Origin of the sequence: Alcanivorax sp. (genome assembly GCF_051117345.1) — a bacterium.
Lineage (GTDB): Bacteria > Pseudomonadota > Gammaproteobacteria > Pseudomonadales > Alcanivoracaceae > Alcanivorax.
Genome location: NZ_JBNPEC010000203.1, coordinates 1 through 15,428, shown reverse-complemented (window position 1 = coordinate 15,428; position 15,428 = coordinate 1). Strand labels below are relative to the sequence as shown.

The following is a 15,428-nucleotide window of genomic DNA, read 5'->3' as shown; positions in this document are numbered from 1 at the left end:
AGGCCCGTCTCCCCGGTGGGGGAGAGGGCACCCGGATCCCACAGGGAATCCGGGTAAGCCAGGGCAGACAGCAGGCGCCAGTCAAAGCCGCTGTTGCCTTCCGCCTTGCGGAACAGTTCCTCATAGCGGGGCAGGCGGTCTTCCAGGTGGCGCATGAAGCTGCGTGCTGCATACAGATTGAACTGCTCCACATGGCCGTAGAAACGGTCTTCCAGCTTTGCAGTAGTGCCGTTGGCCTTGGCCTGGGTCAGGTAGCGCTGGGCCGCCAGGTACAGGCTCTGATCATCCTTGGGGTTGAACGCCCAGGCCAGCGACATGTCGGTGGCGGCGGTGTAATCGGCAATCAGTTCGGGCCACAGGGCGCGCTGCAGGGAATAGGTGTTGGAATGGATCAGGGTGTAATCCACCTGGCCGTCTTCCACCAGAGCCAGCAGCTGTTCCGGGCTGGCGTCTTCCACTTCCTGGAATTCCAGGCCCGGATTTTCCAGTTGCGCCTTTATCAGCAGTTCCGCGTGGCTGGAGCCGGCGGCCACAGCTACCCGTTTGCCCGTCAGGTCTTCCATGTCACGGATGCGCGGGGTGTCCAGACGGCGCACCACCAGGGAATCCACTTTCTGATAGTCGGTGGTGAAATGCAGGCTCTCGCTGCGTTCTGCGGTGGCCACCAGGCCGGCCGCTGCCATATCGGCAGTGCCTTTACGAATGGCATAACGGATATAGGAGGGATCATCGGATTCCAGCATGCGCAGCTCTACGCCCAGGCTGTCGGCAAAGCCCTTGGCCAGCTCGTATTCCATGCCGGTATAACCGTGCTGGTCCTGATAATAGGTGGTATTGGATGGACGGGTCATGACCACCAGCTCACCGCGGGTCATTACCCGTTCCATGGCGGTGGGAGTGGGGCGCATGGCGAGCATCATGCCCAGTACGCTGAACAGGGCCAGCGAGGCCAGTAGATGCTTACTGTGTCGAAAGAAAACCGTCATCCTTGGTGTACCTCTGTCAGGTTGTCCAGACAGGTCGATACTGCTACCGCCGACCGGTTAGGGATTGTTTGATCCCCTGCCTGTGATCTATATCACGTAAAAGTGGCGCAACTCTATCAGTGGCAAATGGCTGTTATGTAAAGCTTTGTCGAACAATTGAGCGTTTTATGCACAAATGCGACAAGTCCGGAAGAGAGCATTAAATTGCTTATAAGACAGGTGGCGTAGGTGATTACCCCATGGCGTAGGACAGGGCTGACAAGGATGAAATTGGCCGTCGCAGGAGGCTGCGAGCGGCGGGCAAATCCCGTATCATTGCGACCCTGAATTTAAAGCACCACCTCTACCCCCACTGGTAATCATATAAGGCGCACTATGCTGATCCTCTCCGGAAGCCCGGCCCTGTCCGCATTTCGTAAGGAAAAACTGCTGGAGTCCCTGACGGGCATTTCCGCGATCTCTGCCCGCTACGTGCATTTTGTGGCGCTCAAGTCGCCACTCAGCAATGAGCAGCAACAGGTGCTGGAAGGGCTGTTGCAATACGGTCCCAGCCTGGAAGAGGACGATGTGGATGGGCAGCGCTTTGTAGTGGTGCCGCGCCCGGGCACCATTTCGCCCTGGTCGTCCAAGGCCACGGATATCTGCCACAACGCGGGCCTGACCCAGGTGGAGCGGGTGGAGCGGGGCATCGAATACCGACTGGCCGGTGACGGAGAGCGGTCTGCTTTGGCGTCAGCCCTGCACGATCGCATGGTGGAAGTGGTGCTGGCAGAGCTGGAAGATGCCGAAGCCCTGTTCTCTCATCACGCCCCCCGCGAGCTGACCACGGTGGATGTGATCGGCGGTGGTCGAGAAGCGCTGGAAACGGCCAACAGCGAGCTGGGCCTGGCTCTGGCCGATGACGAGATCGATTACCTGGTGGAGCGTTTTACCGCCCTGGGCCGCAACCCGTCCGACGCGGAGCTGATGATGTTCGCCCAGGCGAACTCCGAGCATTGTCGCCACAAGATTTTCAATGCGGACTGGACCATTGATGGTGAAGAGCAGGAGCTGAGCCTGTTCGGCATGATCCGCAACACCTACAACAATGCCCCCGAGGGCGTGTTGAGTGCCTACAAGGACAACTCCTCGGTGGTAGCCGGGCCGGTGGCTGACCGGTTCTTCCCGGTAGCAGGCAGCGAAGAGTACCAGTTCGTCAACGAACCGGTGCACCTGCTGATGAAGGTGGAAACCCACAACCATCCCACCGCTATTGCTCCCCATCCGGGCGCGGCCACTGGCTCCGGCGGCGAGATCCGTGATGAGGGCGCCACCGGTCGTGGCTCCAAGCCCAAGGCAGGCTTGAACGGTTTCTCCGTATCCAACCTGAATATCCCCGGCTTCGAACAGCCTTGGGAAAAGCCCTACGGCAAGCCCGGTCGCATTGCCTCGGCACTGGATATCATGATTGAAGGCCCCATTGGCGCCGCAGCGTTCAACAACGAATTCGGTCGTCCTAACCTGTGTGGTTACTTCCGCACCCTGGAAATCCAGGCGCCGGGTGTGAATGGCGATGAGCTGCGTGGTTATCACAAGCCGATCATGATTGCCGGTGGCCTGGGCAATATCCGTGACGGCCATGTGGAAAAGAACCCGATCCCTGCCGGTGCCAAGATCATCGTGTTGGGTGGTCCGGCCATGCTTATTGGTCTGGGCGGTGGGGCGGCAAGCTCCATGGCCTCCGGCGAGTCCGACGAGACCCTGGATTTTGCCTCCGTGCAGCGGGACAACCCGGAAATCGAGCGCCGGGTGCAGGAAGTCATTGACCGCTGTTGGGCCCAGGGCGACAACAATCCCATCGTCTCCATCCACGATGTGGGCGCCGGTGGCTTGTCCAATGCCTTGCCGGAGCTGGTCCACGATCACGACATGGGGGCCAAACTGGAGCTGCGCGAAATCCCCAGCTCCGAGCCCGGCATGAGCCCGGTGGAGATCTGGTGCAACGAAGCCCAGGAGCGTTATGTCCTGGCGGTGATGCCGGAAGACGTGGATCGCTTCGATGCCATCTGCCAGCGCGAGCGCACTCCCTATGCGGTGCTGGGTGAAGCGACCAGTGAAGAACATCTGACGGTCAGCGACGAGCACTTCGGCAAGGCGCCGGTGGATCTGCCCATGGACCTGCTGTTCGGCAAGCCGCCGAAAATGCAGCGCAGCTTCGACCGGGAAGATTTCCTGCGCCAGACGTTCACCACCGACGGCATTGATCTGAAAGAGGCTGGCGAGCGGGTGCTGCGTCTGCCGACAGTGGCATCAAAAAGTTTCCTGATCACCATTGGTGACCGTTCCATCACCGGCCTGGTTCATCGTGACCAGATGGTTGGGCCCTGGCAGGTACCGGTGGCCGATTGTGCGGTGACCGCCACCGGTTTCAACCAGAACACGGGTGAAGCCATGGCCATGGGCGAGCGCACCCCGGTGGCCCTGGTGGACGCGGCAGCATCCGGTCGCATGGCGGTGGCTGAATCCATCACCAATATTGCCAGCGCCCATATCGGTGATCTGGGCCAGATTCGTCTGTCCGCCAACTGGATGGCCGCTGCCGGCCACCCGGGCGAGGACCAGGCCCTGTTCGACACTGTGAAAACCGTGGGCATGGAGCTGTGCCCGCAGCTGGGTATCGCCATTCCGGTGGGCAAGGATTCCCTGTCCATGCGTACTGTGTGGAACGAAAAGGGCATCGACAAGAGTGTTACCGCGCCCCTGTCCCTGGTTATTTCCGCGTTTTCCACGGTCACCGATATCGACCTGACCGTCACCCCGGAACTGAAAACCGGCGTGGACAGCGAACTGCTGCTGGTGGACCTGGGCCGTGGCCAGAACCGCCTGGCGGGCTCTGCGCTGGCTCAGGTGTTCGGTAAGGTCGGCGATGTGCCGCCGGACCTGGACGACGCCAAGGATCTGATCGCTTTCTTCGAAGTGACCCAGCAACTGCTGGCCGAGCGCAAGCTGCTGGCCTACCACGACCGCTCCGACGGTGGCCTGTTTACCACCCTGGTGGAAATGGCCTTTGCCGGTCGCACCGGCCTGGATATCAGCCTGGATCATATTGCCGGTGATAATCCGGAAGCGGTGGCGGCGCTGTTTGCCGAAGAACTGGGTGCCGTGTTGCAGATCAGCCCGGCTGACAAGGACGAAATCCTGACCCGCTACGCTAAAGCCGGCCTCAGCCAGTGTGTTTACAGCCTGGGCCAGCCGGACGGTGACGATGTGATTCGCCTGCGCCTGGGTGGCGGTATTCTGCTGGAAACCCCGCGCCGGGAACTGCAGCGTATCTGGGCAGAAACCAGCTACCAGATCCAGTCCCTGCGTGATAACCCGGATTGTGCTCGCCAGGAATTCGAGGCCATCCCGGATAACAACAATCCGGGCCTGAATGTACGCCTGACCTTCGACATGACCGAGAACCCGGCGGCGCCCTATATCAACCCTCCATCTATCAACACGGGTGCCAAGCCGAAGATGGCGATCCTGCGCGAGCAGGGCGTCAACGGCCAGACCGAAATGGCGGCGGCGTTCGACCGTGTGGGCTTCTCTGCCATCGACGTTCACATGAGCGATCTGTTGGCAGGGCGAGTGCAACTGGATGACTTCAAGGGCCTGGTGGCCTGTGGCGGTTTCTCCTACGGGGATGTGCTGGGCGCCGGCGGTGGCTGGGCCAAGACGGTGCTCTACAATCCGGAGCTGCGCGAAGCCTTCAATCGCTTCTTCTTCCGCGAAGACACCTTTGCGCTGGGTGTGTGTAACGGCTGTCAGATGCTGTCCCACCTGAAGGATCTGATTCCCGGTGCCGAGCACTGGCCGCGCTTCGTGCGCAACCTGTCCGAGCAGTTTGAGGCGCGTACCTCCCTGGTGGAAATCCAGGATTCCCCGTCCATCCTGCTCAAGGACATGGCTGGTACCCGCATTCCCATCGCCGTAGCCCACGGCGAAGGCCGGGTAGAGCTGGGCGATGAAGCCCTCAATCGCAACATCGAGCAGCGTCTGGTGGCCCTGCGCTATGTGAATGGTCAGGGCAACCCGGCGGAACAGTACCCGGCGAACCCCAACGGCTCGCCCCAGGGGGTGACCGGTTTCACCACCAGCGACGGTCGCGTCACCATCATGATGCCGCACCCGGAGCGGGTGTTCCGCGTACTGCAAAACAGTTGGATCCCGGACGACTGGCGCGGCCACGAAAACGGTCCCTGGCTGCGGATGTTTGCCAATGCGCGCAAGTGGGTCGGGTAAAAGCAGTGAACCGTTAATAGTGAACAGTTAACAGCTGGGATCGAAAGCTGAAGAGAGAGAGGCGGAAATGGCTTGGCTGTTTCCGCCTTTTTTATGTCCTTTTATGAGCTTGAGCTGACGAGTCGCTACCCTCAGAATCAAACGCTTGTTTAGATTCACTGTTAACTATTCACTACTCGCAGGTGTTCTGTGTCTGAAAAAACCTTCGGGCCTTTTGAGTTGCAAAAGGCCTACAACAACGAGCCTGTGCCTGCGGATTTTGTTGAGCGTCGGCGTATCAGTGCTGCCATGCAGACCCTGGCGGAGCGGTTGATCCGGGCTGAGGGGGATATTGATACTCTGAGTGGCTGGGCCGATCAGCTGGAAGTGCTGGTGGCAACGGTGGGGGAACCGGATCGTCGTGATACCCGGGCTTCCAATCGCAAGCTGTTCACCGGCTCGGCTACCGCCGAGGATATCTTCCATATGATGGATTACGACCCGGTGGGTGGACCGTCCAATCCCATTGCTCCCCAGGTGGAATGGCTGCAGGAAGACCAGAACGGCATTGAAGGGGCGCTGCGTCTGGGCCTGCAATACCAGGGGCCCCCGGGGCGGGTGCACGGCGGCGTGATCGCCTGGCTGCTGGACGCGGCCCTGTCCCGGGCCTTGCATGCGGCCTTCCGGTTGGGAGTCACCGGTACCTTGAATATTCGCTACCTGGCAGCCACGCCTATCGAAGACACTATCCATTGCCGGGCCCGGATCACCGGCCAGGAAGGGCGCAAGATTTTTGTGGAAGGTGGCATCTGGCACGGTGACACCCAGACGGTCAGCGCGGAAGGTATCTGGCTGACACCAAAGAGTCTGGGGTAGCCATGAGCGAACAACGTTATCACTTCCGTGACATTCTGGTGGCGGAAACCCCGGCGCCTTCGCCTCGGGCTCTGCTGCACCGGGAGCTCGGCCAGGAGCTGGTTGGACTGACCGAGCAGGTGCTGCGTCTGGATGCCCCGGAGGACAAGCTTCACGAGTACATCGAACACATTCGCCAGCTGCGTGCGGATCTGGCCCAGTATGGCCAGCGGGACTACAACGGCATCCTCCAGCGGTTGCTGGCGGGGGAAGGCTCCGACGATGATGTGACCGATCTGGTGGATTTCGAGATCCTCTCCGGCAAGGCCTCTCCCATGTCGCCACCGCTGGAGTTGTGGCTGGACGGGGATCGGGTCCGTGGCCGCGCCACCTTCGGTCTGGCCTTTCAGGGGCCGCCGGGGCGGGTACACGGTGGTGTCCTGTCCCTGGCGCTGGATATGCTGATGGCGAAAACTCAGGATTTCGTGCGTCAGATCGGCATGACCGGTACTCTCAATATTCGCTATCTGGCCGGTACGCCGATTAACACACCGGTGGAGTTTGAAGCCCGGCTGATCAGCCTGGAACGGCGCAAACTGCGTTGTGAGGGCAGCGTCTGGGTCAACGGGCAACAGACCGTCGCCGCCGAAGGCATCTGGATTTCTGCCTACGGCGATTACGCTTTGAAGCCGGAGTTTGCCGGGCTGGCGGAGTCACAAGTTGAAAGCTGAAAGTTTCAAAGCGCGGGCGAGGCTTCTGGCAATAATAACAGGCCGTGCCCGCGCTTCTGGCAGCGCGCTAACAAGGAGCCAGCAATGGACGAGCTGTATTACAAACTGTGCTTTTACGTGCCCACCAGCCATGTGGAGCAGGTAAAAAACGCCATCTTCGAAGCTGGCGCCGGGCATATCGGCGATTATGATTCCTGTTGCTTTCAGACCCTGGGGCAGGGCCAGTTCCGTCCCCTGGAAGGCAGCAATCCCTACATCGGCGAGACCGGCGGAGAGTTGGAAGTGGTGGAGGAGTATCGGGTAGAAACGATTTGCCCAGCCTCGCAGGTGCAGAGCGTCGTCAGTTCCCTGCGCTTGGCGCATCCCTACGAAGAGCCCGCCATTGATCTGTGGCGCCTGGAACCGTTGCCGGGGTGAAGTAATGTCTGATGCTGGATGCTCGGCGCCGGACTACGAAAAGGGCAATGCCTTTTGTGGGAAGCGATGCTTGCATCGCGAATAAGGGGGCACTGCCAACATCTTCGCGATGCAAGCATCGCTTCCCACAAAAACAACAAAACCGGGCTCTGGCCGTCAGTCGTCCTTGGTCAGGTGCTTCTTCCCGATCGGTGGCACTTCCTGAATGCGTACCGGGTACAGATCACGCTTGAGATCGTCGATATAGAACTTGAGGGTGCGCCCCACCACCGGGAAGGCCAGCTCATCCCAGGGGATTTCATCCAGGCCGAACAGGCCCGCATCGCTGCTTTCCTCGCCCACGTCGTACTTTCCATCTTCCAGTTTGCCGAGAAAGAACACGTAGACCTGGTTGATATGGGGCAGGTTGAAGACGGTATACAGATCGCCGATGGCGACCGTGGCACACGCTTCTTCCCAGGTTTCCCGGGCGGCGCCTTCCTGCAGTGTTTCGCCGTTTTCCATATAGCCGGCGGGCAGGGTCCAGTAGCCCTTGCGCGGCTCGATGGAGCGTTTGCACAGCAGCACCTTGCCTTCCCACAGGGGGATGGCGCCGACCACGATCTTGGGGTTCTGGTAGTGGATGGTCTGGCAATCGGGGCACCAGTAGCGGGGCCGGTTGTCCCCTTCCGGAATGCTGAAACCGATCTGGTCGCTACCGCAGTGACTGCAGAATTTCATGAAACCTCTCGCTCCGGACGCGGCAAAAACCTGATGATACAGGAGAATCCCCGGCGGCCCCATCTGCCCAGTGGTGATGTTACTGTCACCACAGGCTTGCCGCCGACGGCTCGGCTGTTCAAACTACCGTTTGAATTAAATGCACGACAGGAGAAGGCTGTGCTCGATCAGCTCAGGCAGCGATTGCCGGATTACAAACGCACGGAGCTGCCGCTGGCACTGCCAGAGGCGGCGGTGCTGATGCCGCTGATTGATGATCCGGAGCCGCGCCTGATCCTGACCGTGCGCTCCAGTACCATGCCTACCCATGCCGGTGAGGTGGCGTTTCCCGGGGGTAAGCGGGACCCAGGCGACAAGAGCCTGCTGATGACGGCCCTGCGAGAAAGCCAGGAAGAGGTGGGCCTGGACCCCAGCTACGTGGACGTGCTCGGCCAGCTGTCGCCGCTGGCATCCCGCTATGGCATGAAGGTTACGCCTTTTGTGGGTATCGTCCGGCCTGAGGCGCCGCTGGTAGCAGAGCCCGGTGAAATAGAGACGATTTTCCAGGTGCCGCTGCAGTTTTTTCTGGATGAAGTCCCGGAATTATCCAGCCCCATCGATTTTTTTGGCCGGCGTTTCCGGATTCCCAGTTATTACTACGAAGACAAGCGCATCTGGGGGCTGACTGCCTTCATGATTCTGGATCTGATCAACCACGTTTATGATGCGAACATTGAGTTTGAAGTGACGGACTGACAACGAAGGAAAGCACTGATGATTTATAAAATTGGCAGTCGGCAACTGGAACAGCGGGGTGCCGGCCACTGGATCGCTGACAACGCCACCGTGATCGGCTCGGTGATCATGGAAGCCAACACCAGCATCTGGTTTAACGCGGTACTGCGCGCCGATAATGATGTGATCGAGATTGGCGAGAACACCAATATTCAGGATGGCTCCGTGTTGCATGTGGACCCGGGTGTGCCCATGAAAATCGGCCGTGATGTGACCGTGGGCCACAAGGTCATGCTGCATGGGTGCACCATTGGCGATAACAGCCTGATCGGTATCAACGCGGTGGTGCTGAACAAGGCGGTTATCGGCAAGAATTGCATTATCGGCGCCAACTCCCTGGTGCCGGAAGGCATGAAGATTCCCGATAATTCCCTGGTAATGGGCTCCCCGGCCAAGGTGGTCAAGGAGATCACCGATGGCCACAAGGCCATGCTGACCATGAGCAGCATGCACTATGTGGCCCACGCCAAGGAATTCGATGAGCATCTGGAAGTGGACGAACGGTTTCAGTCATGAGCCAGTTGATATCCCCCTGCGTTTCCATCTGCGCTCTGGATGAAAATGATATCTGCGTGGGATGCTTCCGCAGTGGCGGAGAGATTTCCATCTGGGGACTGCTTTCCGATGAGGAAAAGCGGGAAGTGTTCCGTCGTATTGAACAACGCATGAAGGGCGAACCGGCGCCCTGTGTGGTCCGCAAGGAGAGAAACCCATCATGACCGATATCGGTGATCAGACCCCTCACAAACCCGTGGTTGGTCTGGCTCTTGGCAGTGGCTCTGCTCGCGGCTGGGCGCACATTGGCGTCATTCAGGGGCTGGAAGAAATCGGTGTGCAGCCCCAGGTGGTAGCGGGTACCTCCATCGGTGCCCTGGTGGGCGGGGCCTATGTGACAGGCACCCTCAACGAGTTTGCCGACTGGGTGCAGTCGCTGACGGTCAAGGATGTGTTTGGGTTGCTGGATATCAGCTTGTCCGGAGGCATGGTGAAGGGGGAGAAGTTGTTCAATTTCTTCCGCGAGCATCATGACAACCCGGATATTGAAACCCTGGAAAAGAAATTGGTTACCGTGGCGACGGACATGAAAAGTGGCCGTGAAATCTGGATTACCAAAGGCTCCATGCTGGATGCCGCCCGCGCCTCCTGTGCACTGCCGGGGCTGTTTTCGCCGGTGAAAATGCAGGGTCGCTGGATGCTGGACGGGGGCCTGGTTAATCCGGTACCGGTGTCTGCCGCTCGCGCCATGGGGGCGGATGTGGTCATTGCCGTTAACCTCAACGCCCAACTGGTCGGCGCCCACCTGTCCCGGGACACGCGCAGCCAGGCCCAGGGGGAGGAGGGCAGTGACGAAGAGCGCAGCATCTGGCACAAGATGATGGGTTACTTCATCTCCGAAGACGGTGACGACCCAGGCTTTTTTGATGTGGTCGCCTCCAGCATCAACATCATGCAGGACCGCATCACCCGCTCACGCATGGCCGGCGACCCGCCGGAGGTCACGCTGGTGCCATTGCTGGAAGATTTCGCCCTGATGGATTTTCATCGTGCCAAGGAAGCGATCGAAGAGGGGCGGGCATTGGTCAAACGCTATGAAGCCGATATTCGCGCCTGGGTGGGGTCGCCGTTGGCGGATAGGGTTTGAAAGGCAGTTAACAGTGAATAGTTAACAGTGGCGCGGGTGAGGCGTTATTGTTCTGTAACGTAAGAGGCCGCGCCCATGGTTTGGACGCGGCCTTTTACGTTTGAAAATCGAAAGCGTTAAACGCGAACTGTTAACTATTCACTGCCCTTCTGGCTTTCACCGCCTTCACCATATTGTCCTTCACCTGCAGGATCTCGATCTGGTATTGGTCGATTTTTATCGAGATGTTGGCGTCGGGGATGTCCTGCAGATATTCCAGAATCAGGCCGTTGAGGGTCTTGGGGCCATCGGTGGGGAGCTCCCAGTCCAGGCTGCGGTTGATTTCGCGCAGGGTGGCGGAGCCGTCGATCACGTAGCTGTCGTCATCCTGGGGATGAATGTCCTGACTGCTGGCGGCCAGGTCGGTGGTGAATTCGCCGACGATTTCTTCGAGAATGTCTTCCAGAGTCACCAGCCCCAGCACATCGCCGTATTCGTCTACCACGATGCCGATACGGCGCTTGGCGTTCTGGAAATTGATCAGCTGCTGGTGCAAGGAGGTGCCCTCGGGGACAAAGTAGGGCTCCACCGTGTGCTGCATCAGCTCTGCCTTGTTGATGTCTTCCTTGAGCAGTAAGCGGCTCAGTTTTCGCAGGTGCAGCAGGCCGATCATGTTGTTCGGGTCGCCGTTGAATACCGGCAGGCGAGTGTGCTGGCTCGAGCGTAGGGTGGTGAGGATTTCATGCATGTCATCCTCAAGGTCGATGCCCACCATCTCGTTGCGCGGCACCATGATGTCTTCCACTGTGACCGTTTCCAGGTCGAGAATGTTGAGCAACATCTTCTGGTGGTTTTCCGGGATCAGGCCGCCAGCCTCATTCACCACAGTACGCAATTCTTCCGGGCTGAGATGATCATCGTCATTCTCATTGGGGCGAATGCCGCCCAGTCGTAACAACATCATGCTGACGCCGTTGACCATCCACACCAGTGGCGCCAGCAGCACCTGCAGGGGTTTCAGCAGCACACTGGCCGGGAACGCGACCCGCTCCGGTTTCATGGCCGCATAGGTCTTCGGGGTGATTTCGGCAAACACCAGCATGATGATGGTGATGACCACCGGTGCCACGGCAGCGCCGCTGTCGCCCAGCCAGCGGATCGCCAGAATGGCGGCCACTGTAGCAGCGAAATTGTTAACGAAATTGTTGCCGATCAGGATGACGGACAGCAGCCGGTCGGTACGCTTGAGCAGACCTTCCACCCGGGAGGCGGCCTTGTGGCCCTGACGGGCCAGATGACGCAGACGATAGCGGTTGATCGCCACCATGCCGGTTTCACTGCTGGAGAAGAAGGCAGAGCCAAGAATCAGGGCAATCAGGGCGCCTATCAGCCACCCGTCAGAATAGGTATCCAAAGGAAAAGTCGTTTATCCGCCAGTCGGCCCGCTATTGTTCGGGCTGGGGGTTGGGGGTGTCAAGCAACGAGCTGCGCTTGTTGAGGAAGAAAAAAGTGGGGGATATCACCAACCACGCCGTTTCTACGAAGCCGCTGTAGGAACGGAGCGTAGCGGAGTAACGCACGTAGTTCCGTGCGGCCAGTAGGGTGAGCGAAGCGAATAAACCTCTTGAGGTGCGAACCGCGCTTGCGCGGAAATCGCCCGCAGGGCGATCAGGAATATCAGAGCTGGACAGGTTTCCTTGATCAGGCAATGCGTAGCTACAATTAACGCCCGAATCGCGCCGCGAGCGACGCTCCTACAGGCCTTTACGCAGCCTCTTGCACGTTTCGGCTTGCCGCTGCGATTACCGCTTGAGAATAAATTCCAGCACCAACTGACTGCCGAAGAAGGCCACCAGCAACACGGCAAAGCCACTGAGGGTAAAGCGAATGGCAGTGCGCCCCCGCCAGCCGCGTAAGTAGCGGCCAGTCAGCAGCACCGAGAATACCACCCAGGAAATCAGCGTCAGGATGCTCTTGTGCGCCAGGTTTTGTGCGAACAGGTTGTCCACGTAAAAGAAACCGCTGAGGATCGCCACGGTGAGGAGTATTTGACCCAGCCAGATCGCTTCGAACAGCATGGATTCCATTACCTGGATGGGCGGAAAAACCCGCATCACACCGCGAATATGGCCACTTTTGAGCTGGCGGTCCTGTACCCACAGTAGCACTGCCTGGCAGGCGGCGATGGCCAGTACCGCGTAGGCAAGGATCGAGAACAACACATGCATGCCCAGGCCGTGGGCCAGCGGATGGGCAATATAGCCGGTATTGACCCACAGCATGGCGGGGATGGTCAGTGCCGCAAAGGGATAGACCAATGCGGAAATCCACTCGAACGGGCGGTAGAGGCTGGAGAGCAGCACCACGATAGCGCCGGTGAATGCCACCGTGGACGCCACCGGGAACACGCCCAGCTGCAGTCCCTGGGGGGTCAGGATGATCTGCCACAGGCAGAGGCCATGTGCCAGCACGGCCAGACTGCCGGGTATCAGCACGGAAGCTCGCGAAGGGCGTTGTTGCCCGCGGTACTGCCGGTAAAGGATCAGGCAGGCAACCAGATAGAGGGCAAAGGCGGCAAAACCGCTGATCACGGAAAAGTTCATAGGTCGTTGTTATCCGTCGTCATTACCCGAATAAAGTGGCGGGCCGCTGAAGTCTGGCATAGGCATAACTTCACTATCAACAATCATTCTCATTTTCTGTGGGTGTCTGCCCCATGACGTTGGCCGCCAAGGAAGGCTATAATCGCGCCCCTGTCCCTGCGGTGGCTGAAGCTGGCCGCAGACACGGTGTATTTGGAGGTAACCCCCATGTTCGAGAATCTCACCGACCGGTTGGGATCGTCGCTTAAAAACCTGGCAGGTCAGGGTGCCCTGACCGAAGACAATATCCGCGACACCCTGCGCGAAGTGCGCAAGGCACTGCTGGAGGCCGATGTGGCCCTGCCGGTAGTGAAAGAGTTTGTCGAACAGGTGAAGGAAAAGGCCCTGGGCCAGGAAGTCCTGAAGAGCCTGAACCCCGGCCAGGCGTTCGTGAAGATCGTCAACGACGAGCTGGTCCATACCATGGGCGACGCCAACGACGGCCTCAATCTGGCTACCAAGCCCCCGGCCATCATTCTGATGGCGGGTTTGCAGGGTGCCGGTAAGACCACCTCCGTGGCCAAGCTCGCCCGTTTCCTGCAGGAGCGCGAGAAGAAGAAGGTCATGGTGGTGTCCGCCGACGTCTATCGCCCGGCGGCGATTGAGCAGCTGAAAACCCTGGCGGGCGAAGTGGAGACCAACTTCTTCCCCTCCACCGGCGACCAAGACCCGGTGGATATTGCCAATGGCGCCCTGGAAGAAGCGCGCCGCCGCTACATGGATGTGCTGATCGTCGATACCGCCGGTCGTCTGCACATTGATGAAGACATGATGGGCGAGATCAAGCGCCTGCACGGGGCGATCAACCCGGTGGAAACCCTGTTCGTGGTCGACGCCATGACAGGTCAGGATGCCGCTAATACCGCCCAGGCTTTTAATGAAGCGCTGCCGCTAACCGGTGTGATCCTCACCAAGGCAGACGGTGATTCCCGTGGTGGTGCTGCCCTGTCGGTTCGCCACCTCACCGGCAAGCCGATCAAGTTTATCGGTATGGGCGAGAAGACCGACGCCCTGGAACCCTTCCACCCGGATCGTATCGCCAGCCGGATCCTCGGCATGGGCGACGTGCTCTCCCTGGTGGAAGAAGCCGAACGCAAGCTGGACAAGACCAAAGCCGAGAAAATTGCCAAGAAGTTCAAGAAAGGCAAGGCGATGGACTTCGAGGATCTCAAGGACCAGTTCCAGCAGATGCGTAATATGGGCGGCATGGCCGGCCTGCTCGACAAACTGCCCGGCATGGGTGGGATGATGCAGGCAGCTCAGGACCCGGCGTCCATGAAGCAGATGAAGCACATGGAAGCCTTGATCGACTCCATGACCCCGAAAGAGCGGCGCAACCCGGATCTCATCAAGGGCTCGCGCAAGAAACGTATCGCCGCGGGTGCCGGCCTGGATATCCCGGCCCTGAATCGTCTGATGAAGCAGCAGAAGATGATGGCCAAGATGATGAAGAAGATGCGCACCAAGGGTGGCATGAAGAACATGATGCGAGGCATGGAAGGGATGATGGGCGGCAACGGCGGTCCCGGCGGTGGCCCAGGCGGAATGGGTGGCATGGGCGGCCCGGGCGGCATGCCGCCTATGTAGAAAGCTTCAAGCTTCAAGCCACAAGCTGCAACGCGGGCAGGGCAGGTGGGAAAAGCACCTCTCTGCCCGCGTTGCGTTTGGGGGTAGGCTCCCGATGTGATTGTAGGAGCACCTCTCGAGGTGTGAACCGGGCCTGAAGGTCGTGGAGCCGTTTACCTGGAAGACCTGTCGAGTTCGGCAATCCGATTGCCCTGCGGGCAATGTCCTCGCTGCGCGAGGTTCGCACCTCAAGAGGTGCTCCTACCGGTGCTGCGTGAGAGATGGCTGAGCGTGGTGCTTGTTGCGTGCGGCTTCTCTCTGTATAATTCGCGCCCTTCGCGGCCTTCCCTTCGTTTTTTCCAATTTCGGGGGGCTGGCTTTCAAGCGGATACGATGGCTTATCACGAGATAAGCCGGGAAACCGGATTGATAAAAGGTAAATGAACCATGGTAATTATTCGTCTTGCCCGTGGCGGTTCCAAGAAGCGCCCGTTCTACAGCATTGTTGTTGCCGATAGCCGTAACGCCCGTGACGGCCGTTTCATCGAGCAACTGGGTTTCTACAACCCCATCGCCCGCGGCGGTGAAATCCCTCTCAAGCTGAACCTGGAAAGCCTGGATGCCTGGGTTGCCAAGGGCGCGCAGCTGTCTGACCGTGTCAAAACCCTGGCTAAGCAGGCCCGTAAGGAAGCCTGATGGCAGGGGGAGGGCAAGTGTCCTCTGAGCTGGCGGTGGTCGGTCGCATCCTCGGGGTGCACGGCGTCCAGGGCTGGGTAAAGGTGTATTCCTATACTGACCCCATGGACAACCTCCAGCACTACCAGCCCTGGCACCTGAAACAGGGTGGCCACTGGAGGCCGGTGAAACTGAC

At 59.4% G+C, this 15,428-nt stretch carries 14 protein-coding genes and 1 pseudogene; 11 read left to right on the top strand and 4 right to left on the bottom strand.

Features of this window, described 5'->3' with window-relative positions; all coding sequences use genetic code 11:
- Nucleotides 1-986, bottom strand: a 986-nt coding sequence (locus tag ACFE0K_RS12935; RefSeq protein WP_434536453.1) for a transporter substrate-binding domain-containing protein, incomplete at its 3' end; no start/stop codon positions are given.
- A 375-nt stretch (nt 987-1,361) separates the two neighbouring features.
- Here ACFE0K_RS12935 and purL point away from each other — a divergent pair.
- The 4 genes from purL (at nt 1,362) to ACFE0K_RS12915 (ending at nt 7,234) form a co-directional block, all read left to right on the top strand.
- Complete coding sequence (purL, locus tag ACFE0K_RS12930) at nt 1,362-5,252, top strand: phosphoribosylformylglycinamidine synthase (RefSeq protein ID WP_434536452.1); 3,891 nt, start codon at nt 1,362-1,364, stop codon at nt 5,250-5,252.
- Nucleotides 5,253-5,441: 189 nt separating this feature from the next.
- Entirely contained in the window at nt 5,442-6,107 is a 666-nt protein-coding gene (locus ACFE0K_RS12925) for a PaaI family thioesterase (protein WP_434536451.1), read from the top strand.
- 2 nt (nt 6,108-6,109) lie between these two features.
- Nucleotides 6,110-6,817: a PaaI family thioesterase gene (locus ACFE0K_RS12920; protein WP_434536450.1), complete on the top strand. Its 708-nt coding sequence runs from the start codon at nt 6,110-6,112 to the stop codon at nt 6,815-6,817.
- A gap of 84 nt (nt 6,818-6,901) precedes the next feature.
- On the top strand, nt 6,902-7,234 hold the full coding sequence (locus ACFE0K_RS12915; protein ID WP_434536449.1) for an NGG1p interacting factor NIF3: 333 nt from the start codon (nt 6,902-6,904) through the stop codon (nt 7,232-7,234).
- Between the two features lie 156 nt (nt 7,235-7,390).
- Here the strand turns inward: ACFE0K_RS12915 and ACFE0K_RS12910 are convergent, their stop codons facing one another.
- Nucleotides 7,391-7,954 carry an NUDIX hydrolase gene (locus ACFE0K_RS12910; protein WP_434536448.1) on the bottom strand — a complete coding sequence of 188 codons (564 nt, stop codon included), beginning with the start codon at nt 7,952-7,954 and terminating at the stop codon, nt 7,391-7,393.
- Between the two features lie 159 nt (nt 7,955-8,113).
- Between ACFE0K_RS12910 and ACFE0K_RS12905 the strand changes: the two genes are divergently transcribed.
- Genes ACFE0K_RS12905 through rssA form a run of 4 tightly spaced genes read left to right on the top strand, consistent with a single transcriptional unit; the run spans nt 8,114 to nt 10,370 of the window.
- On the top strand, nt 8,114-8,689 hold the full coding sequence (locus tag ACFE0K_RS12905) for a CoA pyrophosphatase (RefSeq protein WP_434536447.1): 576 nt from the start codon (nt 8,114-8,116) through the stop codon (nt 8,687-8,689).
- An 18-nt stretch (nt 8,690-8,707) separates the two neighbouring features.
- Complete coding sequence (locus ACFE0K_RS12900; protein WP_434536446.1) at nt 8,708-9,244, top strand: gamma carbonic anhydrase family protein; 537 nt, start codon at nt 8,708-8,710, stop codon at nt 9,242-9,244.
- The gene (locus ACFE0K_RS12895; protein WP_297768516.1) at nt 9,241-9,447 is read left to right on the top strand and encodes a DUF1289 domain-containing protein; all 207 of its coding nucleotides are present in this window, start codon (nt 9,241-9,243) and stop codon (nt 9,445-9,447) included. Before ACFE0K_RS12900 ends, ACFE0K_RS12895 begins: the two co-directional genes overlap by 4 nt.
- The gene (gene rssA / locus ACFE0K_RS12890; protein WP_434536445.1) at nt 9,444-10,370 is read left to right on the top strand and encodes a patatin-like phospholipase RssA; all 927 of its coding nucleotides are present in this window, start codon (nt 9,444-9,446) and stop codon (nt 10,368-10,370) included. Before ACFE0K_RS12895 ends, rssA begins: the two co-directional genes overlap by 4 nt.
- Nucleotides 10,371-10,500: 130 nt before the next feature.
- Here the strand turns inward: rssA and ACFE0K_RS12885 are convergent, their stop codons facing one another.
- Complete coding sequence (locus ACFE0K_RS12885; protein ID WP_434536444.1) at nt 10,501-11,763, bottom strand: HlyC/CorC family transporter; 1,263 nt, start codon at nt 11,761-11,763, stop codon at nt 10,501-10,503.
- A 388-nt stretch (nt 11,764-12,151) separates the two neighbouring features.
- Entirely contained in the window at nt 12,152-12,952 is an 801-nt protein-coding gene (locus tag ACFE0K_RS12880; RefSeq protein ID WP_434536443.1) for a cytochrome C assembly family protein, read from the bottom strand.
- Nucleotides 12,953-13,159: 207 nt separating this feature from the next.
- Between ACFE0K_RS12880 and ffh the strand changes: the two genes are divergently transcribed.
- From ffh to ACFE0K_RS12865, 3 genes and pseudogenes are all read left to right on the top strand, one after another.
- Nucleotides 13,160-14,578, top strand: coding sequence for a signal recognition particle protein (gene ffh, locus ACFE0K_RS12875; protein WP_434536442.1), 1,419 nt, complete (start codon nt 13,160-13,162; stop codon nt 14,576-14,578).
- Between the two features lie 426 nt (nt 14,579-15,004).
- Complete coding sequence (gene rpsP / locus ACFE0K_RS12870) at nt 15,005-15,253, top strand: 30S ribosomal protein S16 (protein WP_035247836.1); 249 nt, start codon at nt 15,005-15,007, stop codon at nt 15,251-15,253.
- Nucleotides 15,253-15,428, top strand: a pseudogene (locus ACFE0K_RS12865) (ribosome maturation factor RimM); the annotation flags it as partial. The gene rpsP and the pseudogene ACFE0K_RS12865, both read left to right, overlap by 1 nt.

Coding starts and splice junctions, on each gene's coding strand:
- purL (WP_434536452.1), top strand. CDS start 1,362: ATGCTGATCCTCTCCGGAAGCCCGGCCCTGTCCGCATTTCGTAAGGAA.
- ACFE0K_RS12920 (WP_434536450.1), top strand. CDS start 6,110: ATGAGCGAACAACGTTATCACTTCCGTGACATTCTGGTGGCGGAAACC.
- ACFE0K_RS12915 (WP_434536449.1), top strand. CDS start 6,902: ATGGACGAGCTGTATTACAAACTGTGCTTTTACGTGCCCACCAGCCAT.
- ACFE0K_RS12910 (WP_434536448.1), bottom strand. CDS start 7,954: ATGAAATTCTGCAGTCACTGCGGTAGCGACCAGATCGGTTTCAGCATT.
- ACFE0K_RS12900 (WP_434536446.1), top strand. CDS start 8,708: ATGATTTATAAAATTGGCAGTCGGCAACTGGAACAGCGGGGTGCCGGC.
- ACFE0K_RS12895 (WP_297768516.1), top strand. CDS start 9,241: ATGAGCCAGTTGATATCCCCCTGCGTTTCCATCTGCGCTCTGGATGAA.
- rssA (WP_434536445.1), top strand. CDS start 9,444: ATGACCGATATCGGTGATCAGACCCCTCACAAACCCGTGGTTGGTCTG.
- ACFE0K_RS12880 (WP_434536443.1), bottom strand. CDS start 12,952: ATGAACTTTTCCGTGATCAGCGGTTTTGCCGCCTTTGCCCTCTATCTG.
- ffh (WP_434536442.1), top strand. CDS start 13,160: ATGTTCGAGAATCTCACCGACCGGTTGGGATCGTCGCTTAAAAACCTG.
- rpsP (WP_035247836.1), top strand. CDS start 15,005: ATGGTAATTATTCGTCTTGCCCGTGGCGGTTCCAAGAAGCGCCCGTTC.